Genomic DNA, 19,912 nt, shown 5'->3' on the forward strand with positions numbered 1-19,912 from the left:
TCTTCTCTTTTTCTCCTGCTGATATACACTGTCGGTCTTAAGGAGAATCTGATGAAAAAATACCAGCGTCTAGCGCAACAAATTATCTCGCAGATTGAGCTTGGCGTATGGCTGCCGGGCGATAAGCTGCCTTCCCTGCGAGAGCAGGTGGCAAGCAGCGGCATGAGTTTTATGACCGTTGGCCACGCGTATCAGATGCTGGAAAGTCAGGGGCGCATTGTCGCCAGACCGCAGTCGGGCTATTACGTTGCCTCGCGCCCGACCGCACAACAGCCTGCGCCACCCGCTCAGGTGATGCGTGACGAAGCGGTGGATATAAATACCTACATCTTCGACGTCTTACAGGCCAGCCGCGACCCGTCCGTTGTTCCCTTTGCTTCCGCGTTTCCCGACCCCAGACTTTTCCCGCTTCAGCAGCTCAACCGTTCGCTGGCAAACGTCAGCAAAACCGCGACGGCGATGAGCGTGATTGAGAACCTGCCGCCGGGAAACGTCGATCTCCGCCACGCCATTGCCCGCCGCTACGCGCAGCAGGGGATGAACATCTCCCCGGAAGAGATCGTGATCACCGCAGGCGCGCTCGAAGCGCTGAATCTTAGCCTTCAGGCGGTAACCGAGCCGGGTGACTGGGTGATTGTCGAAAACCCCTGTTTTTACGGTGCGCTGCAGGCGCTGGAACGCCTGAAGCTCAAAGCGTTGTCGATTGCGACGGACGTTCGCGAGGGGATCGATCTCAATGCCTTAGAGCAGGCGCTGAATGAATACCCGGTTAAAGCCTGCTGGATCATGACTAACAGCCAAAACCCGCTCGGCTTCACGCTGAGCGCGGAGAAAAAAGCCCAGCTTGTCGCCCTGTTAACCCAGCACAACGTCCCGCTGATTGAAGATGACGTCTACAGCGAGCTCTATTTTGGACGTGAAAAGCCGCTCCCGGCGAAAGCGTGGGATCGTCAGGACATGACGCTACACTGCTCGTCCTTTTCAAAATGTCTGGTGGCCGGTTTTCGCATCGGCTGGGTGGCGGCAGGAAAACACGCGCCGCGCATTCAGCAGCTGCAGCTGATGAGCACGCTTTCAACCAGTTCTCCCATGCAGCTGGCGCTGGTGGATTACCTGGCGACCAAACGCTATGACGCCCACCTGCGCCGCCTGCGGCGTACGCTGGCCGAGCGGAAGCAGCAGGCCTGGCAGTCACTTCTGCGCCATATGCCTGCCGGTGTCAAAATTCACCATAACGACAGCGGCTACTTTTTATGGCTGGAACTGCCGGCACAGCTGGACGCGGGGCTGCTGAGCGAAAAGGCCTTAACGCACCACATCAGCATTGCTCCCGGAAAAATGTTTTCCACCTCTGACGCGTGGACGCCGTTCTTTCGTTTTAATACCTCCTGGGCCTGGGGAGAGCGGGAAGAGCAGGCGGTCATTCAGTTAGGAAAATTAATTAGCACGATGCTGGAATAATCCTTTTTCCGTTATTTAAATAATCAATTCTTATCCTGATGACGGCGCTGCGACTATTTCGCGGTGACCCGTCATAGGAAATCTGCATACCGTCTCTCGCGCCTAACCCCTTGTCTATAATCCAGTTAACGGGGAATGCGCCCTCGGTCACACCTTGATGAAATTTCCTGAAGCCGAACGGTGCGGCGCATTTGCGCGGTCTACGTTTAATAAGGGAGATATTTTTACGGCACGGCTGCCGCTAAATTTCATTGCGACAGGAGTAACTCTTATGAGCAAAAAATTTGCCCGCAGCAGCCTGTGCGCGCTCGGCATGACTATCATGACAGCGCAAGCCGCAGAACCACCAAAGGCCATTGGCGACGGGGAAGGTCGACTGGATATTATCGCCTGGCCGGGATACATCGAGCGGGGGCAGACGGATAAAAACTACGACTGGGTCACCGAGTTCGAAAAAGAGACCGGGTGTGCGGTTAACGTCAAAACGGCGGCCACGTCGGATGAAATGGTCAGCCTGATGGCGAAAGGGGGATATGACCTGGTGACCGCCTCAGGTGATGCCTCCCTGCGGCTGATCATGGGCAAACGCGTCCAGCCGATTAACCCCGATCTTATCCCCAACTGGAAAACCCTCGACGAGCGGATTGTGAAAGGGGAATGGTTTAACGTCGGCGGTAAAGTCTACGGCACGCCGTACCAGTGGGGGCCAAACCTGCTGATGTACAACACCAAAACCTTCCCGACGCCGCCGGACAGCTGGAGCGTCGTCTTTACCAAACAGGATCTGCCGGACGGTAAAACCAATCAGGGACGCGTGCAGGCCTATGACGGCCCGATTTACATCGCCGATGCGGCGCTGTTCGTCAAAGCGACCCAGCCGCAGTTGGGTATCAAAGACCCTTACCAGCTCACCGAAGCACAGTATGCCGCCGTGCTGAAAGTGCTGCGCGACCAGCATGCGCTGATCCACCGCTACTGGCATGACACCACCGTCCAGATGAGCGATTTCAAAAACGAGGGCGTGGTGGCCTCCAGCGCCTGGCCGTATCAGGCGAATGCCCTGAAGGCCGAGAACCAGCCCATTGCCACCGTCTTCCCGAAAGAGGGGGTGACAGGCTGGGCGGACACCACCATGCTCCACGCGCAGGCTAAACACCCGATGTGCGCCTACAAATGGATGAACTGGTCGCTGACGCCAAAAGTGCAGGGCGATCTGGCCGCATGGTTTGGCTCCCTGCCCGTGGTGCCGGAAGGGTGTAAAGCCAGCACGCTGCTGGGCGATAAAGGCTGCGAAACAAACGGTTATAATGAGTTCGACAAAATCATGTTCTGGAAAACCCCCATCGCAGAAGGCGGCAAATTTGTCCCTTACAGCCGCTGGACGCAGGATTACATCGCCATCATGGGCGGTCGTTAATTGCCCGGGAGCAGAACATGACGTACGCAGTCGAGTTTAACAATGTTTCCCGTCTGTACGGCGACGTCCGGGCGGTGGATGGGGTCACCATTGCGATCCGCGACGGAGAGTTTTTCTCCATGCTGGGGCCTTCGGGCTCCGGCAAAACCACCTGCCTGCGTCTGATAGCGGGTTTTGAACAGCTGTCAGGCGGGACGATTTCCATCTTCGGCAAAGAGGCGAGCGAACTGCCCCCCTGGGAGCGGGACGTGAACACCGTGTTTCAGGACTACGCGCTGTTCCCGCATATGTCGATCCTCGACAATGTTGCCTACGGGCTGATGGTCAAAGGCGTCGACAAGAAAAAACGCCATGCGCAGGCCCGCGATGCTCTGGAAAAAGTGGGCCTGAGCTTTGCCATCGCCCGCAAACCTTCGCAACTTTCCGGCGGCCAGCGTCAGCGTGTCGCCATCGCCCGCGCGCTGGTAAACGAACCGCGCGTCCTGCTGCTGGACGAGCCTTTAGGGGCGCTCGATCTCAAGCTGCGGGAACAGATGCAGTTCGAGCTGAAGAAGCTTCAACAAGAACTCGGCATCACCTTTATTTTCGTCACCCACGATCAGGGCGAGGCCCTTTCCATGTCGGACCGGGTGGCGGTGTTCAATAACGGGCGCATCGAGCAGGTGGATACCCCACGCGATCTTTACATGCGTCCGCGCACGCCGTTTGTCGCCGGTTTTGTCGGCACCTCCAACGTTTTTGATGCGGGCCTTGCGCAGACGCTTTGCGGCATGGAGGGCACCTTTTCCCTGCGCCCGGAGCATATTCGCCTTAATGAACAGGGTGACGTTCAGGTTCAGGGCGTCGTGCAGGCCGTTCAGTATCAGGGGGCTGCCACGCGTCTGGAGCTGAAGCTCGCCGATGGCGCCAAACTGCTGGTGAGCCAGGCTAACTTCAGTGACGCCTCGCCGCTGAGCGGCATTGCGCCGGGGCAGGCGGTTATGGCGTCATGGTCACGCGATGCGATGATCCGCCTTCACGAGGAGAGGTGAAATGGATATGAGCGTTGCGCATCCTCCAGCCCCGCGCGGCCGTCTGAGCCGCATGACGGCCCTGTTCTGGCGAAAGCCGTCGCTCGGTCTGTTCCTGCTTCTGCTTGCGCCGCTGATGTGGTTTGGCATCGTCTATTTAGGATCGCTGCTGACGCTGCTGTGGCAGGGGTTTTACACCTTTGACGATTTCACCATGGCGGTCACGCCGGATCTCACGCTGGCGAACATTCAGGCGCTCTTCAACCCGGCAAACTACGACATCATCCTGCGCACGTTAACGATGGCGATTGCGGTGACCATTGCCAGCGCCATCCTTGCGTTCCCGATGGCCTGGTACATGGCGCGATACACCAGCGGCAAGTGGAAAGCGTTTTTCTATATCGCCGTGATGCTGCCAATGTGGGCGAGCTATATTGTCAAAGCCTATGCCTGGACGCTGCTGCTGGCGAAGGACGGCGTGGCCCAGTGGTTTCTCAGCCATCTCGGACTGGAGCCGATTCTGACCTCAATCCTGACGCTCCCGGCAGTTGGCGGCAACACCTTGTCCACCTCCGGGCTGGGACGGTTTCTGGTCTTCGTGTACATCTGGCTGCCGTTTATGATCCTGCCCGTCCAGGCGGCGCTGGAACGCCTGCCGGCCTCGCTGCTGCAGGCCTCAGCCGACCTCGGCGCGCGTCCCCGTCAGACGTTCCGCTATGTCGTTCTGCCGCTGGCCATTCCGGGCATTGCGGCGGGGTCCATTTTCACGTTTTCCCTGACGCTGGGGGACTTCATCGTTCCTCAACTGGTCGGCCCGCCGGGCTACTTCATCGGTAACATGGTCTACTCGCAGCAGGGCGCTATCGGCAATATGCCGATGGCCGCCGCGTTCACGCTGGTTCCCATCGTGCTGATTTCTCTTTATCTGGCGTTCGTGAAACGTCTGGGAGCATTCGATGCACTCTGAACGCGCACCGCTGTTCCTGAAAGTGGCAGCATGGGGAGGCGTCATCTTCCTGCACTTCCCGCTGCTGATTATCGCTACCTATGCCTTCAACACCGAAGACGCCGCCTTCAGTTTTCCGCCACAGGGGCTGACGCTGAAGTGGTTTAGCGTGGCGGCGGGGCGCGGCGACATTATCGAATCCGTGACGTTGTCACTTCAAATTGCCGCGCTTTCCACCGCCATTGCCCTTGTGCTTGGCACGCTTGCTGCAGCAGCGCTGTGGCGAAGCGAGTTTTTTGGCAAGAATGCGATCTCTCTGCTGCTGCTGTTACCGATTGCGTTACCGGGGATCATCACCGGCCTGGCGCTGCTGACGGCTTTCAAAACGATCAATCTTGAGCCGGGGTTTTTCACCATCGTCGTCGGACACGCCACCTTCTGCGTAGTGGTGGTGTTTAACAACGTGATTGCCCGGTTCAGACGCACCTCCTGGAGCCTGGTGGAAGCGTCGATGGATCTCGGGGCTGACGGGTGGCAAACCTTTCGCTACGTGGTGCTACCCAATCTGGGTTCCGCGCTGCTGGCCGGGGGAATGCTGGCGTTTGCCCTGTCGTTTGACGAGATAATCGTCACAACATTTACGGCGGGACACGAGCGCACGTTACCGCTGTGGTTGCTCAACCAGCTCGGGCGTCCGCGCGACGTGCCGGTCACCAACGTCGTGGCTCTGCTGGTGATGCTGGTGACAACTATCCCCATTCTGGGAGCCTGGTGGCTAACCCGCGACGGCGAAAACATTGCCGGCAGCGGGAAATAACAGTGAATTCAACAGGAAAATGCTATGCAAAAACATCTGCTGATAAACGGTGAGCTGGTTGCCGGAGAAGGTGAAAAACAGCCAGTTTATAACCCGGCCACCGGAGAGGTATTGCTGGAAATTGCTGAGGCGTCAGCGGCCCAGGTCGACGCGGCGGTGCTGGCTGCTGATCGTGCTTTTGCGGCGTGGGGACAAACGACACCGAAAACCCGCGCCGAGTGCCTGCTGAAGCTGGCGGATGCGATTGAAGCGCACGGTGAGGCGTTTGCCCGGCTCGAGTCCCTCAACTGCGGCAAGCCGCTGCACTGCGCGTTGGGGGATGAAATCCCGGCGGTGGTCGACGTTTTCCGTTTCTTTGCCGGGGCCGCCCGCTGCCTGAACGGCCTCGCCGCTGGCGAATACCTTGACGGTCACACGTCAATGATTCGCCGTGACCCGGTGGGCGTGGTGGCCTCTATCGCGCCGTGGAACTACCCGCTGATGATGGCAGCCTGGAAGCTGGCCCCCGCGCTGGCAGCAGGGAACTGCGTGGTGATTAAGCCCTCTGAGATCACGCCCCTGACCGCGCTTAAGCTGGCAGAGCTGGCAAAAGATATCTTCCCGGCGGGCGTTCTGAACGTGCTGTTTGGTCGGGGCAAAACGGTCGGCGACCCGCTCACCGGACACGAGAAGGTCCGCATGGTTTCGCTGACCGGTTCGATTGCGACCGGGGAACATATCATCGGCCATACGGCGTCCTCGATTAAACGCACCCATATGGAGCTGGGTGGCAAAGCGCCGGTGATCGTGTTTGATGATGCCGACCTGGATGCGGTGGTTGAAGGGGTGCGGACGTTTGGTTTCTACAATGCCGGACAGGACTGTACGGCGGCCTGCCGCATTTATGCCCAGAAGGGAATTTATGCTCAACTGGTGGAAAAGCTGGGCGCCGCGGTTGCCAGTCTTAAAATGGGTGCCCCGGAGGACGAGTCTACCGAACTCGGTCCGCTCAGCTCGGCCGCCCATCTTTCACGCGTCTGCCAGGCCGTCGATGAGGCGAAAACGCTCGGCCATATCCGGGTTGTCACCGGCGGGAGCAAAAAAGAGGGGGCGGGCTACTACTTCCAGCCAACCCTGCTGGCGGGGGCAAAACAGGACGATGCCATCGTTCAACGCGAGGTGTTTGGCCCGGTGGTGAGCGTCACCGAATTTGATGACGAGGCGCAGGTGCTGGCCTGGGCGAACGATTCGCAATACGGCCTGGCGTCATCGGTCTGGACCAAAGACGTGGGGCGTGCCCATCGCCTGAGCGCGCGCCTGCAGTACGGCTGCACCTGGGTGAATACCCATTTTATGCTGGTGAGCGAAATGCCGCACGGCGGCATGAAATTATCGGGCTACGGGAAAGATATGTCGGTCTACGGGCTTGAGGATTATACGGTCGTCAGGCATGTGATGATCAAACACTGATCCGCTCAGCCTGGTCGCTTGCGCGGCCAGGCGTTCTCCTTGCCCGCCACCCGTGTTACGTAAGATACTCAATTGTTATTAGCCGTAATTTTTAAGTGGTTATTCTGTAACGAAAAAACTTGATCTGTGTCAACATATGACGCATATTGCGTGCGGTTATTTTTTCGGCTCTGGTATACAGAATGACGTTGTATCAAAAGATGTTGGTTTTTTACGCAATCATGGCTTCCATCTGCGCATTAATCACCTGGTTCCTCTCTAAAGACCGCAAACGTATCCGCCTGCTCAGCGCTTTCCTGGTGGGGTCAACCTGGCCGATGAGCTTTCCCGTTGCGCTGCTGGTCTCGCTTTTCTGAAGCACGCTTCCAGTTTTAAAAGATGAACATAGCATTCCTGATGTGATAACTGTATAAATACACAGTGCATCATAAAAGGAGTGCTTATGAACAGTTTTTACTCGCAGCAGGCCGGTTGCACCGTGCGCTGGCACGACTTGCCCGGCTCCGGCGATCCCGTGGTGTTCATTCACGGGCTGGGCTGCGCCGCTTCCTATGAATATCCTCGCGTCGTTTGTGACCCGCTTTTTGGCGCGCGCAGAGCGATTCTCATCGACTTGCCCGGCAGCGGCTACAGCGATAAGCCTGAGCACTACAGCTATAAAACCACCGACCAGGCGCACGTTGTGGCGGAGCTGATTGAACATCTTAAACTGGATTTCTTCTGGTTATACGGCCACAGCATGGGCGGCAGTATTGCTATCGAAACGGCGGGGCTTTTGGCTACGCGCGTGAAGGGGCTGATGGTGTCAGAACCCAATTTTCACGCGGGTGGGGGCATGTTCAGCCGGTCAATCGCGGCGCAAAGCGAGCAACAGTTTCTGGAGCAGGGTTACGACGCCATGCTCAGCGCAGAAAAAACGGCGTGGGCAGGGTGCCTGCAGAGCAATGCGGCTTATGCCGTCTGGCGCGGTGCATCCAGCCTGGTGGCGGGCGTTGAACCGGAATGGGAAGCGCAGTTCCTGTCACTCCCTTGCCCGGTAACGTTGATTTTTGGCGAGCTCTCTCTGCCGGATGACGATGTGGAAAATCTCCAGCAGAAGGGCGTTGAGGTGAAAATTATTCCTGCGGCGGGGCACTCAATGTCCTGGGAAAACCCCTCTGCGCTGGCGCGGGCCTTAGCCGAATGTATGACGATGTGATTATTGTGCAATGTATCATCGTTGCGAAATGTAGGCCGGGTAAGCGCAGCGCCACCCGGCAAGAAGGGCGGCTACTTTATTAAAGCCCGTAGTGCCTGACGTGCGTCAGGCTGAACATCATGCGGGTGCTGGTAATCAATGTTCTCTATCGCGCGGCTATAGAGTGCGACCAGCCAGTCGTAAACATATGCGGTAGCCGCATGGACCGGCTGTTCTCCCAGGCGCGTCAGGCGAGGTTCGGCGCTGCTGACCACCGGCGTGACGAAGATGGCATGGCCCTTACGGATGCGGCTTGCCGGACGCGTCGCCACGGGCGTCTGGTCGTAACCCAGCCAGCCAACGAAATTGCCCATCACGGCATGCAGTTGCGCAGCGCTACTTTTGTCTGCTTCGACAATTCGCTGCAGCTGTTGAGGCAGATTCAGCCGGTAGCTGGTGACGACCAGTACATCCGCGATTTGCTGTAACACCACAGGATCCAGCCCAAGACGGGCGGCGGTCGCCTCGTTGCGGCTCCACTGGCGCAGATGATTTATCCATACTCTGTGCGCCAGACGCGCTTTGTCTTTGGTCTGGAACAGGCCTGCGCTTTCCTGGGCATTATCAGCAAACAGGTCAATGGTATCCGTAAACAGCCCGTTAACCTGCTCCTCGCGCGGCTGCTGAACGGCCAGCAGCGTTTCAAAGGCCTTCAGCGGCGGCAGCAGGCCTTCAAGCAGCTCGCCGTGGCGGGCGGCACTGCTTTGCAGCGTGCGCACCATGTTTTCTGCCTGAGTGCGTCGGATACCTGGCTCCTCAACCAGCGGTGCCAGGTAGCTTTGCATCATCGCCGAGAGCTCCAGACGCAGCGCGTTTTTGAGCGTGCCGAGACGCTTCTGTCGCTGCGCGGGCAGCGTGGCCTGAGACAGCCACTCAATGACGCGCTGCATGCTGTGGCTGTCCAGAGCCTGTAGCGTGCCCCAGCGCAAGCCGGGCTTTCCGAGCAGATGCTGTACGGCTTCATCGAGATTCTGCCGGGTGGTAAAGCGCGCGTCGTGCGGGGTTATCGCCCATACCAGACCCGGCAGGGCTGATTCTTCGGCAGGCTGCGTCTCCCTGACCCAGTTCATTAACACTTTTGCTTTTTTGGCCGTCTGTTCGTGCTGCGCCGTCGCGTTGCAAATGACCAGCACATCCGGCTGGAGCTGTTGGCGATAGTGCTCAAGCAGCCACTGGGATTTCGCCTGGCGTAGCGGATCGGCATGGTGCTCTTCAAACACCGGGATATCAATGATATCAACATTATCCAGCGCGCCGCTCTCAACGGGCAGCACCAGTTCGCGGGTCAGGAAGGCCAGCACATCGACCGGGAGGCTGATGGCGTTAAGCATTTCACCGTTGTTCAGCGGATGGAGAAGCGTCTCCTGTGCATGCTGAAGCGCTATCGAGCCGTCGTGCGTCAGGAACCCTTCACCCGGCAGCCCAAAGCTGTCCACCAGCAGGCTAAGGGGGGCCGCAAGCTCGCTGGCATGGCTGGTCTGGTGCAGCACATGGGCCAGGTTTAACCACTGCTGGGTCAGTTCCTGCTGTTCGCCCCAGAGCAGCGACCAGACGCTGGCTCGCGTGCTGAGATCGAGTGAAGGCACCAGTTGGGCAAACTCATGCCACAGGGCATCATCAATTTGCTGTTTCGCTGCGGGTACCGTGCTCTGCCAGAAGCGGGCAATTGCCCCCACTTCCTGAGCGGTGATGCCGGGCACGCCCTGCGGCTGGCGCAGGCCGCGCCATTTTTCCAGACGTGTCTCGATGACCGCCTTATCCACCGCGCGCATCTGCGGGTGCTGCGTCGTGCGGGCAATAAACAGCTGTACCAGCTCGGCCTCGGTGACCAGGCTCAGGCGCAGCGGAAACGCCTCGTCAAGCGCTTCCGGGATTTCCCGGGTGAAGCGGACGGCCATATTGGTCAGGGCATGTCCTGGATTGATATGCGAAAAATAGTCAAAAGTGCGCTGGCCTGGCGTCACGTTCAGGCGACCATTGCCGCTGCCGCACAGCGATAAGAGCAGGTGCGCTTTCGCGCTCTGCGAATGGCCGTAAAGCCCAATGCTGCTCTGGCGGGTCATGGCGCGTTCAATGGCCTGCTCCCGCGCCTGCACCGCGTTGATGCGAGCAAGCAGGGCGTCGGCATCGTTATCCAGCACAGGGGCGGTCAGGCGCGTCTCGTTAATCCACCCGATTAAGGCCTGAGTGGTGTTCGTGGTCGCTGTCATTTCAGGTATACGCTCCCGCTGTCGATCCAGTAGTGGCTACCGCTGTGTCGGCGATCGGCCAGGGTATTCAGTTTGAAAGTTAATGCGTCAGGTGCCACCGGCGTGCCGTCCTGCAGCCAGGCATCGCTCAGCTCGAAGGCCTCCGGACCTTCCTGCTTGCTGCCGCCGCAGAGCTTGAGCCGCACGTTCAGCACGCCGTCGCCGGCAATCGCTTTTGCCAGTTCGGCCGAGTTAATGCTGAGCGTGTAGAGTGGCGTGGCCGGCCAGCGCGCGTTTGCCAGCTGACGGAAGCCGAGAGTCACGTTACCGCGCAGCGGGAAGTGCAGACGCGCATCAAGCTTCGCGCCGGGTTTATCAAGATCGATATCCTGATACCAGACGTTTTCCTCGCGCAGGGTATTGACGGTGTTATCCAGCACGCCCAGATAGCGCACGGTGGAATACGCGCCAATGTCCGCGGCTTTAAAGTTGAAGCGCGGCAGACGCAGGTCAAGCGCCAGGCTGCAGAGCATGGCCCCCACGGCAGCGGTCGATTTCGGGTTGCCAATGCGCCCTTGCTGACTGAACGGATACCACTCATGTACCTGGTATTTATCCAGCCAGACGATGCGGTTGACCGGCACCGGCTGCAGGTGACGAATGAGCGCCTGAACCCCAGGCAGGCAGCCCGGGCGTCCGGTGATCAGCAGAATGTCGCAGCTGTAATGGGAGATTGCCTCACATACCGCGTGGAGCGGGGAGGCCAGCGTAAACTGCCCGGCCAGCATCGCATCCTGCATTTCGCGGAAATTCACATGCAGCGGCACAGCGAAAAGATCGAAAGCGTCTGAACCCGCAGGCAGGGCATGATCGATCGCCTGCTGCAGATAGTTCATCACGTTGCGAGTCGGCTTCTGTGGCAGCAGATCGCCAAAGGTGGCATGCAGACCGGCCAGCGGATCGTCAACGTCGCTGGATTCCCATCCGGCAAGAATGGCATGGCCAATCGGCATAAAGAGCTGCAGCGCCGTTTGCTGGCGCAGTACGGCCTGGGTATCAATGCGCCCGGAGTCGCCGAACAGCGAGGCCATCAGCAGCGAGGCATCCGCGATACCGGATTTCTGCAGCTGCGTTTGCAGAGCGGGCAACACGTAGCGCTGAATCACGTCCAGAAGCGTATCGTCGCCCGCGACCTTAAACCCTTCGCGGAACAGCAGCTGCGGGGTGATTTTGACGTTATTGCCGGAACCGTCGTCCAGCTGGTAATGGGTGATCGCCATATCCGTTGTGCCGCCGCCGATGTCGATGGACGCGACGCGCAGCGCGCGCCCCGGCTGACTACCCGGCTCAGGCTCACGGTCCGGACGGGCAAGGGAGGCGAAGAAGGCTTCGGTCTGGCCGCCAAAGCGGGAGATGGCTTCGTTATACAGCCAGACCAGCTGACCGCAGCTGGCTTCATCCCACTCCATCTGGATTTCAGGTACCGGCACCACGCTTTTTTCCTGCTGTTTGCGGGTGACAAAATCCTCATCCTGCGGGTGCCATCCCATCGCTTTCCAGACAATCGCGATGGCTTCAAACATGCGGCGACGGAAGATCTCGCGCTCCTGCTTTGGCATGGCGGAGGGCAGCGTCAGGATCAGCGTGCGCAGCTGGCGCGGCGAGGCAGGGAAGCCCAGGCGCAGGCGCGTGGCGACGCTGTTGATCTGCCCCAGCGCCTGTGCCAGCAGCTCGCACAGCATATGGGTCATCAGGGTGCTGCGGCTGTACTGCGGTGAGAAGACCGGCAGGCGCTCGTCCTGCGGCAGCGTGAAGAGCGGCTCGCCGTCATCGTTCATCAGGTTCATCAGCGGGAACGCGGTGGCAAGCGGTTCACGCTGGGTCTTGCTGTTCATCTGGCTAAAGCGCCAGTCCTGCACGACCGGGGTTTCATCCCACAGGTAGCGACGCGGGCTGGAAATACCGCTGTTGCCTTCGGTTCCCAGACGCTGCATCGCCAGCTTGCGGGCCTCATCGCCGACGCGGACAATCGACGGCCAGACAAAGGCGTCTTCGCGACCGCTTTCCACCGAGAAGTGCTGCTTGCCAAAACGCGCTTCCGAAAACTCGAGACGGCTGGTGAACAGCGGCTCGTTCAGGAACTGCGGCTCGCTGAGCGAGCGAACCTGCAGCTCGGCGGTCTGACGCAGCCCATCGTTCGCATCGCCGTGGTCTTCAATAATGACGCCACAGGTGTGGGTGTTACCCACGTCAAGGATCAGGTCGACCGGAATGGCTGGCGTGCTGAGCGTATGGGTGACAAATTTCACTTCCGGTACGGTGAGCTGTTCACCGAGCATGGTCAGCAGGTTAAGCCAGTGGGCTTGATATTCAAAACTGCGCATCGCCTGCTGCAGGTCGCGTTCAGAGCGGTTCTCAACGCCGTCGGCATACTGGGTAAACGCCTCGCGCAGCCAGCCGTCAATCCAGGTCTGATCGAGGAAACTGTCTACCTCGTTATCGCGCCACGCCAGCGCGAAGCGGGTCCCGTTCAGAATATCGTTTTCCACCGGAGAGAGCGCGGACGTGGCATGGTCGGCAATCTGGCTGTCAAGCGCGAGCGTGACGCGGTGTGTATTGCCTGCCGTGTCCGGGGTGTCAAGCTTGCGCACCTGAACGCGCGCCCAGTTATCCGGCCCTTCAACAAAAGTCCGTGGTGGGTTGAAGCGCAGGAACGGAACCGGAAGCCAGACGCCATCCAGTACCGCCAGCGACTGATGCAGCGGGATAGTGGTTTCCGGTTTGACCACTTCTGGCTGCCCGCCATTCATGCCGGGCAGGGTATAGCGACCGTTGACCAGGTCGAAATCGAGGCGCAATAGCGGGCCGTTCGCGGTTTTACGTACGAAGCGCCCGTTGCTGGCGGAGTCCTGCGGCGTCAGACCGAAATCGAGGAACTGCACGCCGCTGTTGGCAATAAGCGTGACGCTTTGTTTATAGTCGCAAAGATTTACCAGCATAAGATCAGGCACCTGCTTTCTTGAACGTCAGTGGGACGACGGTGTTGGCATCATAACGGGCGCGACATTCTGCGATATCGCTGGTGCCTGCTTTACAGGCTATTTCCGGCATCGGGTAGCGGGAACCGTCGGTGCAGCGGGCAGTGCCGCGACTCTTAATCATCAGCTCGCCATTGCTGTGCAGCCCGGAAAAGACCTCCGCGCGGCAGACAATGTTGTCACCATGGACAACGCGGGCGAAACCTTTATTGTTCTGGATCTGATAGCGCAGCGACGGCGGCTTGCCGGTAACTGGATCTTTCACATCGAGGATGGCGCGCCAGGTGCCGTTCAGGAAGCGCGTCGATCCCGCTTTTACCTGATTCGCTTCCATCACCATGGCGTCTTTCGGGATGGCGACAATCACCACCGGAGCGGGCTGTGGCGCAGGAGCGGCCGGAGCGGCTTCTTTTTCTTTGCTGGCCACGACCTCCGCCTGATGCAGCGGTAGCTTCATCGCCAGCGGCTCAACCGCTTTGATCGGTTTTGGCGCAATCTCCACAGGTTCAGGTGTGGGTGCCGGGGCGGGCTCAGCGGAAGGTGCCTGTTTTGGCCACAGCAGCGGGGCGGCAATGGCGGCGACGATCACGGCGGCAACCGGCAGGGTCCACAGGGGAACGCGGCGCTTTTTCACGACGTTCGCCGGAGCAGGCGCCTGAACAGGTTGTGCAACGGCGGGGGCCGGTTCGGGCTCATACAGCTCCTCCGGCGTAATACGCACCACCGTGGATGGGGCGATCAGCGGCTCGTCAGCATGCTCAAAGGTCATCACCGGCTCTGGCTCAGGCTCGGGTTCAGGATCGTCAATCACAACGGGGGCTGGCTCAGGGATCAGCGATTCACGCAGGCAGTCGAGGACATCGTCGCGCGCGTTCTCGTTCAGGTTTACAAACCCCCAGAAGCTGATGACCGGCTTTCCGTCCACCAGGAAGAGGAAGTTTTCGCCCGGAAACTGAAACGCCTTTGACAGCAGAGAGCCAAAAAGCTGTTGCGCGGTTTTAGGCGACTGCAGGCATTTCTTGCTTAATGACTCGACGCTGGAGAGCGTGTTTTCCAGATAGCGCAGGGCGCGATAGCGATCATCTTCATCGGCCGCTTTCCAGCTGATTACGCTCCCTTCAACCGGGGAATACCAGTCCACGCGGTCGCCGCTGTCGTTGACCTGAGGAATCGCCAGACAGTCGACGATGGCCTGTTGTTTGCGCAAACGGAGCGCTTCACGGATTTGCAACGCTGATTCGAAAACGGCTTGTCCGCCGCCGCCAACGGCCTGAAAATCATCCAGATTACCGCTGCGTAAAAGAGTTTTTGCCACGATTTGATCCCATATACTTCTTCACACCATTACTTTAACGAAACGAGGAAGCAAACAAACGGAGGAAGAGACGCTAAAAGCGCCGATTTCTTGCGGCATAGAAAGTGACGGTTGTGCTTGACGAATAATGGCACTTAAGGCAAATCATCTTTTTGAGCGCTGGCGGTTAAAACAGCAAAAAACGCGGCTTTAGAATAACCTGATAGTGTTTCGTTATTTGCCAGGTCAAAACGCCTGTGCTGTTATTACTGTCCTATATAATAAAACTGTCAGGGTTATAACCATGTCTACAGGGAAAACACTGCTCGCCCTTGCGCTGAGCGCGCTGTTACCAGCCGGTGCCGCATGGGCGGCAAATAACGACACCCTTATTTACTGTTCAGAAGCCTCCCCCGAGTCCTTCAACCCACAAATCGCCAGCTCTGGCCCGTCTTTTGTGGCCAGCTCTCAGGTGTTGTATAACCGTCTGATCAATTTCGACCCGGTGAAAAACACCCCGGTGCCGTCGCTGGCGGAGTCCTGGACGATTTCGCCGGACGGCAAGACCTATACCTTTGCCCTGCGTAAAGGGGTGAAGTTCAACAGCAACAAATACTTCAAACCGACGCGCGACTTTAATGCCGATGACGTTATTTTCTCGGTCATGCGTCAGAAAGACCCTAAACACCCGTACCACAACGTGTCGCAGGGCAACTACGAGTACTTTAATGATGTCGGTCTCGATAAGCTGATCCAGGACGTTAAAAAGGTCGATGATTACCATGTCCAGTTCACCCTCAGCGAACCCAACGCCGCGTTTCTGGCCGACTGGGGAATGGATTTCGCCTCGATTCTCTCCGCTGAATACGCCGACGCAATGCTGAAAAAAGGCACGCCTGAGAACGTGGACACCTGGCCGATTGGCACCGGGCCTTACGTGCTGCAGCAGTACAAAGTGGATTCGCTGATCCGCTACGTCGCGAACCCGAACTACTGGGAAGGCAAGGTGCCGACGAAGCATCTCATTTTCTCCATTACGCCAAACGTGGAAACCCGCCTGGCGAAGCTGCAGACCAACGAGTGCCAGATCATTCCTGCGCCATCCCCGGTTCAGTTTGACGCCATCAAAAACAACAAAGACCTGACGCTGCACTCGGTCGATGCGCTGAACGTCGGTTATCTGGCGTTTAATACCGAGAAAAAACCGTTTGATAACGTGCTGGTGCGTCAGGCGCTCAACTACGCGACCGACAAGAAGGCCATCGTTAATGCGGTGTTTATGGGATCGGGCACGGTGGCAAAATCGCCGATCCCGCCAAATATGCTGGGCTTCAATAAAGACCTCAAGGACTACAGCTACGATCCTGAAAAAGCGAAAGCCCTGCTGAAGCAGGCGGGTCTGGAGAAGGGCGCGGAAGTCACGCTGTGGTCAATGCCGGTTCAGCGTCCGTATAACCCGAACTCGCGTCGTATCGCGGAGATGATCCAAAGCGACTGGGCAAAAGTTGGCGTGAAGGCCAAAATTGTCTCCTACGAGTGGGGCGAATATCTCTCCGGAATGCGTAAAGGCGAACATGACTCCGCGCTCTTTGGCTGGATGTCCGACAACGGCGACCCGGACAACTTTGCCGACGTGCTGCTCGGCTGCAACAGCATTAAAACCGGCTCAAACGCCGCGCGCTGGTGCGATAAGGGGTATGATGCCCTGGTACAAAAAGCGAAGCTGACCAGCAGCCCGGCTGAGCGCGCCAAGCTCTATGGCCAGGCGCAGGAGATCTTCTACCAGCAGGCGCCGTGGATCGCGCTGGCCAACGGGAAAACGTTCTACGCGACCCGCAGCAATGTGACCGGGTACAGCGTAAGCCTGATGGGCAGCGATTTCTCGAAAGCGAAGCTGAACTAAGCCTTTTTAGCCGGGTGGCGGCTACGCCTTACCCGGCCTACATTTGGCACGCGTAGGTCCGGAAGGGCGGAGCCGCCACCGGGCACATTACAAGGAGTGACAATGTCACATTTAAACGAAGTTATCGCCCGCGTCGATGCCGCTATCGAAGAGAGCGTCATTACCCACATGAACGAGCTGCTGATTGAATTAAGCGATGATGCAGAGCTCAGCCGTGAAGATCGCTACACCCAGCAGCAGCGTCTGCGCACCGCGATTTCGCACCATGGTAAGCAGCATAAAGAGGAGATGGACGCGCGTGAGGAACAGCTGACGAAAGGCGGCACCATACTGTAACCATCAAAACTGGCGTCGCGCCACCAGCCAGGCCCCGACCACCAGCATCACCGCGCCGCACACCGGGCCGATCAGGGCGCGCAGCGGGATGCCATGGCTCCTCAGCACGTCCAGCACCAGCCCGCCAATCAGCTGGCTTGCGACCAGCACGGCGATGGTCGTCGCCGCGCCAACATTCTGATAGCCGCTGATGCTGGCAAACACGAAAAATGACCCCAGCAGCCCCGGGATAAGCGTCCACCAGCGCACCGTCGCGGCCAGCTCGCTGAATCCGGCCACGCCCTGTTTCAGAAGCAAAATACTGACAAACAGCACGATGCCGACCAGCGAATTCAGCAGCATCGCGATGAGAATGGTGGAGGAGGACTGGGTGATACGCACCATCAGAGTGTTTTGCACCACCAGACCGATGCCCGCCGCGACCAGAAACGCCAGCGTCAGTGACTGATTCATGGGATCGCGTCCGGATCGCTGCGCTCGTCCAGCTGCAGCTGCATAAAGGTTAAGTCCAGCCAGCGGCCAAACTTGGTTCCCACCTGCGGCATTTGTCCGGTCGTCACAAAGCCGAGCGTTTCATGGAGATGAATCGAGGCATGGTTTTGCGCTTCAATGCCGGCCACCATCACGTGTTTCCCGATGGTGCGGGCCTCGTTAATCAGCGCCTTCATCAGCGTGCGGCCAATCCCTTTGCCCTGATGGGCCGGGTGGACATAGACCGAGTGCTCAACCGTATGACGGAAGCCGTCAAAGGCCCGCCAGTCGCCGAAAGAGGCGTAGCCGGTGATTACGCCGTCCTCTTCACTTACCAGAACCGGGTAGCCCGCAAGCGAGCGCGCCTCAAACCAGGCGATTCGGTTATCGGTATCGACGGTTTTATCGTTCCAGATCGCGGCAGTGTGCAGCACCGCGTGGTTGTAAATCTCGCCTATCGCAGCGCAGTCTTCTTTGCAGGCATGACGAACGATCATGATGAAGCCTCTGTGTGTTGTTCACTATAGTATTACGTTATCACTACGATATTACACAACTGTATCGCCCGATCGCTATGGCATAAGCCATATTTTTTTGTTATCAAAAGCCCATTGAATTGCCGTTCATACACTATAGTATGACGTCATGAACACCATAACAGACACGATGAATCAACGGATTAGCGCAAGAATTCGCCTTGAACGCGAGTCTCGCGGATGGTCCCTGAGCGAGCTGGCGGACCGGGCAGGGGTCTCCCGCGCCATGATCCATAAGATAGAGCGCGGGGACAGTAGCCCGACAGCCACCTTGCTTGCCCGCTTGTCGGGCGCGTTTGGCATCAGCATGTCAACGCTAATTGCCCGGGCCGAAATGCAGGAGGGTAAGCTGCTGCGCCTGGCAAACCAGCCCGTCTGGCGCGATCCGCAGACGCACTACCTCCGCCGCCATGTTTCTCCCCGTACCGATCTGCCCATCGACCTTGTTCAGGTGGAACTGCCTGCGGGAAGCGACGTTCCGATGCCGGCTTCTTCTTACGCGCTGGCGCGTCAGCTTATCTGGCTGCAGTCCGGTGAGCTGGTGTTTCAGGAGGGCGACACCCGCCACGAGATGCACGCCGGAGACTGTCTTGAGCTGGGGCCGCCTAATGACTGCCGGTTCATCAACGAGACGAATGAAACCTGCATCTATCTGGTTGTACGCCTCAATCAGTCTGGCTCGTAATGCTAATGCGATAACGCTGAACGTGAGCCAGGCTGTAATGACATTTGTCCCAGAAGGAGATCCTGATGAATCACTCTGTTTCGCATAACCGCCGCTGGGTGCTGGCCTCTCGTCCACAGGGCGCACCGGTGGCGGAAAATTTTCGTCTAGAAACGCAGCCTGTTCCGGAACCGGGTGCGGGGCAGCTTCTGCTTCGTACCGTCTGGCTGTCGCTGGATCCTTATATGCGGGGTCGCATGAGCGACGCGCCATCCTATTCCCCGCCGGTTGAGCTCGGTGCGGTGATGGTGGGGGGAACGGTCAGCCGCGTTGAGCAGTCAAACCATCCCGACTACAAAGCCGGTGAATGGGTGCTGGGCTACAGCGGCTGGCAGGAGTATGAACTCTCGGACGGCAGCGGCCTGGTGAAGCTGGGCGAAAATCCGTCTCATCCTTCCTGGTCGCTGGGCGTACTGGGTATGCCGGGCTTTACCGCCTATATGGGGCTGCTGGATATCGGGCAACCGAAAGCGGGTGAAACGCTGGTGGTGGCGGCGGCGACCGGCCCGGTTGGCGCGACGGTTGGGCAGATCGGCAAAATCAAAGGTTGCCGGGTGGTCGGCGTCGCCGGTGGCGCAGAGAAATGCCGCCATGCCGTTGAGGTGCTCGGGTTTGACGAGTGTCTGGATCACCACGCCGCGGATTTTGCCGACCAGCTCAAGCAGGCCTGCCCGAACGGCATTGATGTCTACTATGAAAACGTTGGCGGGAAAGTGTTTGACGCCGTGCTGCCCCTGCTGAACACCCCCGCGCGCGTGCCGGTGTGTGGCCTGGTGAGCGGCTACAACGCGACGGGCTTGCCTGACGGGCCGGACCGCCTGCCGCTTCTGATGGCGACCCTTCTCAAGAAACGCATTCGGATGCAGGGCTTTATCATCGGCCAGGACTATGGACATCGCATCCATGAGTTCCAGGAAGAGATGGGGCGCTGGGTGCAGGAGGGAAAAATCCACTATCGCGAACAGGTCACGGACGGGCTGGAAAACGCCCCCGAGGCGCTCATTGGCCTGCTGGAAGGACGAAACTTCGGCAAAGTCGTGATTCGCGTCGCGAGTGACAATAAATAAAGCGCAATATGGCGGGG

The 19,912-nt window shown here is 58.6% G+C and carries 17 protein-coding genes; 12 read left to right on the top strand and 5 right to left on the bottom strand.

Translation table 11 applies throughout. The features are described 5' to 3' along the window. Positions 1-51 precede the first annotated feature (51 nt). The 8 genes from B498_RS11490 (at position 52) to B498_RS11460 (ending at position 8,298) form a co-directional block, all read left to right on the top strand. Positions 52-1,461, top strand: coding sequence for a PLP-dependent aminotransferase family protein (locus tag B498_RS11490; protein WP_008501287.1), 1,410 nt, complete (start codon positions 52-54; stop codon positions 1,459-1,461). 271 nt (positions 1,462-1,732) lie between these two features. Then, positions 1,733-2,878 carry a putative ABC transporter substrate-binding protein YdcS gene (gene ydcS / locus B498_RS11485; RefSeq protein ID WP_008501288.1) on the top strand — a complete coding sequence of 382 codons (1,146 nt, stop codon included), beginning with the start codon at positions 1,733-1,735 and terminating at the stop codon, positions 2,876-2,878. A gap of 17 nt (positions 2,879-2,895) precedes the next feature. Further along, on the top strand, positions 2,896-3,909 hold the full coding sequence (locus B498_RS11480) for an ABC transporter ATP-binding protein (protein ID WP_008501289.1): 1,014 nt from the start codon (positions 2,896-2,898) through the stop codon (positions 3,907-3,909). A 1-nt stretch (position 3,910) separates the two neighbouring features. Continuing rightward, complete coding sequence (locus B498_RS11475) at positions 3,911-4,855, top strand: ABC transporter permease (RefSeq protein WP_008501290.1); 945 nt, start codon at positions 3,911-3,913, stop codon at positions 4,853-4,855. Beyond that, complete coding sequence (locus B498_RS11470; RefSeq protein WP_008501291.1) at positions 4,845-5,651, top strand: ABC transporter permease; 807 nt, start codon at positions 4,845-4,847, stop codon at positions 5,649-5,651. Before B498_RS11475 ends, B498_RS11470 begins: the two co-directional genes overlap by 11 nt. Before the next feature lie 24 nt (positions 5,652-5,675). Beyond that, positions 5,676-7,100, top strand: a complete 1,425-nt coding sequence (gene patD, locus B498_RS11465; protein WP_008501292.1) for an aminobutyraldehyde dehydrogenase — start codon at positions 5,676-5,678, stop codon at positions 7,098-7,100. A gap of 182 nt (positions 7,101-7,282) precedes the next feature. Next, positions 7,283-7,456, top strand: a complete 174-nt coding sequence (locus B498_RS0121455; protein WP_013096478.1) for a GhoT/OrtT family toxin — start codon at positions 7,283-7,285, stop codon at positions 7,454-7,456. Between the two features lie 86 nt (positions 7,457-7,542). Beyond that, positions 7,543-8,298: an alpha/beta fold hydrolase gene (locus tag B498_RS11460; RefSeq protein ID WP_008501293.1), complete on the top strand. Its 756-nt coding sequence runs from the start codon at positions 7,543-7,545 to the stop codon at positions 8,296-8,298. 71 nt (positions 8,299-8,369) lie between these two features. On the opposite strand, the gene B498_RS11455 is transcribed toward B498_RS11460, so the two are convergent. From B498_RS11455 to B498_RS11445, 3 genes are read right to left on the bottom strand one after another with little or no spacing between them, the layout of a single operon-like run. After that, positions 8,370-10,547 (bottom strand): virulence factor SrfC family protein, encoded by a 2,178-nt coding sequence (locus B498_RS11455; RefSeq protein ID WP_008501294.1) that lies wholly within the window; start codon positions 10,545-10,547, stop codon positions 8,370-8,372. Further along, a complete protein-coding gene (locus tag B498_RS11450) occupies positions 10,544-13,525 on the bottom strand; it encodes a virulence factor SrfB (protein WP_008501295.1) in 2,982 nt (993 codons plus the stop codon). The genes B498_RS11455 and B498_RS11450 overlap by 4 nt, the downstream gene beginning before the upstream one ends. Positions 13,526-13,529: 4 nt before the next feature. Beyond that, positions 13,530-14,879, bottom strand: coding sequence for an SrfA family protein (locus B498_RS11445; RefSeq protein ID WP_008501296.1), 1,350 nt, complete (start codon positions 14,877-14,879; stop codon positions 13,530-13,532). 283 nt (positions 14,880-15,162) lie between these two features. On the opposite strand from B498_RS11445, the gene B498_RS11440 reads away from it, so the two are divergent. Beyond that, positions 15,163-16,761, top strand: a complete 1,599-nt coding sequence (locus B498_RS11440; RefSeq protein ID WP_008501297.1) for an ABC transporter substrate-binding protein — start codon at positions 15,163-15,165, stop codon at positions 16,759-16,761. 102 nt (positions 16,762-16,863) lie between these two features. After that, positions 16,864-17,097, top strand: coding sequence for a YdcY family protein (locus B498_RS11435; RefSeq protein ID WP_008501298.1), 234 nt, complete (start codon positions 16,864-16,866; stop codon positions 17,095-17,097). A gap of 3 nt (positions 17,098-17,100) precedes the next feature. Here the strand turns inward: B498_RS11435 and B498_RS11430 are convergent, their stop codons facing one another. Beyond that, positions 17,101-17,550: a DMT family transporter gene (locus B498_RS11430; RefSeq protein ID WP_008501299.1), complete on the bottom strand. Its 450-nt coding sequence runs from the start codon at positions 17,548-17,550 to the stop codon at positions 17,101-17,103. Beyond that, positions 17,547-18,065: a GNAT family N-acetyltransferase gene (locus B498_RS11425; protein WP_008501300.1), complete on the bottom strand. Its 519-nt coding sequence runs from the start codon at positions 18,063-18,065 to the stop codon at positions 17,547-17,549. Before B498_RS11425 ends, B498_RS11430 begins: the two co-directional genes overlap by 4 nt. Before the next feature lie 148 nt (positions 18,066-18,213). On the opposite strand from B498_RS11425, the gene B498_RS11420 reads away from it, so the two are divergent. Together B498_RS11420 and B498_RS11415 are read left to right on the top strand one after the other, a co-directional pair. Continuing rightward, a complete protein-coding gene (locus B498_RS11420; RefSeq protein WP_008501301.1) occupies positions 18,214-18,789 on the top strand; it encodes a helix-turn-helix domain-containing protein in 576 nt (191 codons plus the stop codon). Between the two features lie 65 nt (positions 18,790-18,854). After that, positions 18,855-19,895 (top strand): NADP-dependent oxidoreductase, encoded by a 1,041-nt coding sequence (locus tag B498_RS11415; RefSeq protein ID WP_008501302.1) that lies wholly within the window; start codon positions 18,855-18,857, stop codon positions 19,893-19,895. Positions 19,896-19,912: the final 17 nt, after the last annotated feature.

Source organism: Enterobacter sp. SST3 (assembly GCF_000286655.1).
Taxonomy (GTDB): Bacteria; Pseudomonadota; Gammaproteobacteria; order Enterobacterales; family Enterobacteriaceae; genus Enterobacter; species Enterobacter roggenkampii.

What these genes read in the sequence shown, in the direction of transcription:
- B498_RS11490 (WP_008501287.1), top strand. Translation starts at nt 52, where the DNA reads ATGAAAAAATACCAGCGTCTAGCGCAACAAATTATCTCGCAGATTGAG.
- ydcS (WP_008501288.1), top strand. Translation starts at nt 1,733, where the DNA reads ATGAGCAAAAAATTTGCCCGCAGCAGCCTGTGCGCGCTCGGCATGACT.
- B498_RS11480 (WP_008501289.1), top strand. Translation starts at nt 2,896, where the DNA reads ATGACGTACGCAGTCGAGTTTAACAATGTTTCCCGTCTGTACGGCGAC.
- B498_RS11475 (WP_008501290.1), top strand. Translation starts at nt 3,911, where the DNA reads ATGGATATGAGCGTTGCGCATCCTCCAGCCCCGCGCGGCCGTCTGAGC.
- B498_RS11470 (WP_008501291.1), top strand. Translation starts at nt 4,845, where the DNA reads ATGCACTCTGAACGCGCACCGCTGTTCCTGAAAGTGGCAGCATGGGGA.
- patD (WP_008501292.1), top strand. Translation starts at nt 5,676, where the DNA reads ATGCAAAAACATCTGCTGATAAACGGTGAGCTGGTTGCCGGAGAAGGT.
- B498_RS0121455 (WP_013096478.1), top strand. Translation starts at nt 7,283, where the DNA reads ATGACGTTGTATCAAAAGATGTTGGTTTTTTACGCAATCATGGCTTCC.
- B498_RS11460 (WP_008501293.1), top strand. Translation starts at nt 7,543, where the DNA reads ATGAACAGTTTTTACTCGCAGCAGGCCGGTTGCACCGTGCGCTGGCAC.
- B498_RS11455 (WP_008501294.1), bottom strand. Translation starts at nt 10,547, where the DNA reads ATGACAGCGACCACGAACACCACTCAGGCCTTAATCGGGTGGATTAAC.
- B498_RS11450 (WP_008501295.1), bottom strand. Translation starts at nt 13,525, where the DNA reads ATGCTGGTAAATCTTTGCGACTATAAACAAAGCGTCACGCTTATTGCC.
- B498_RS11440 (WP_008501297.1), top strand. Translation starts at nt 15,163, where the DNA reads ATGTCTACAGGGAAAACACTGCTCGCCCTTGCGCTGAGCGCGCTGTTA.
- B498_RS11435 (WP_008501298.1), top strand. Translation starts at nt 16,864, where the DNA reads ATGTCACATTTAAACGAAGTTATCGCCCGCGTCGATGCCGCTATCGAA.
- B498_RS11430 (WP_008501299.1), bottom strand. Translation starts at nt 17,550, where the DNA reads ATGAATCAGTCACTGACGCTGGCGTTTCTGGTCGCGGCGGGCATCGGT.
- B498_RS11425 (WP_008501300.1), bottom strand. Translation starts at nt 18,065, where the DNA reads ATGATCGTTCGTCATGCCTGCAAAGAAGACTGCGCTGCGATAGGCGAG.
- B498_RS11420 (WP_008501301.1), top strand. Translation starts at nt 18,214, where the DNA reads ATGAACACCATAACAGACACGATGAATCAACGGATTAGCGCAAGAATT.
- B498_RS11415 (WP_008501302.1), top strand. Translation starts at nt 18,855, where the DNA reads ATGAATCACTCTGTTTCGCATAACCGCCGCTGGGTGCTGGCCTCTCGT.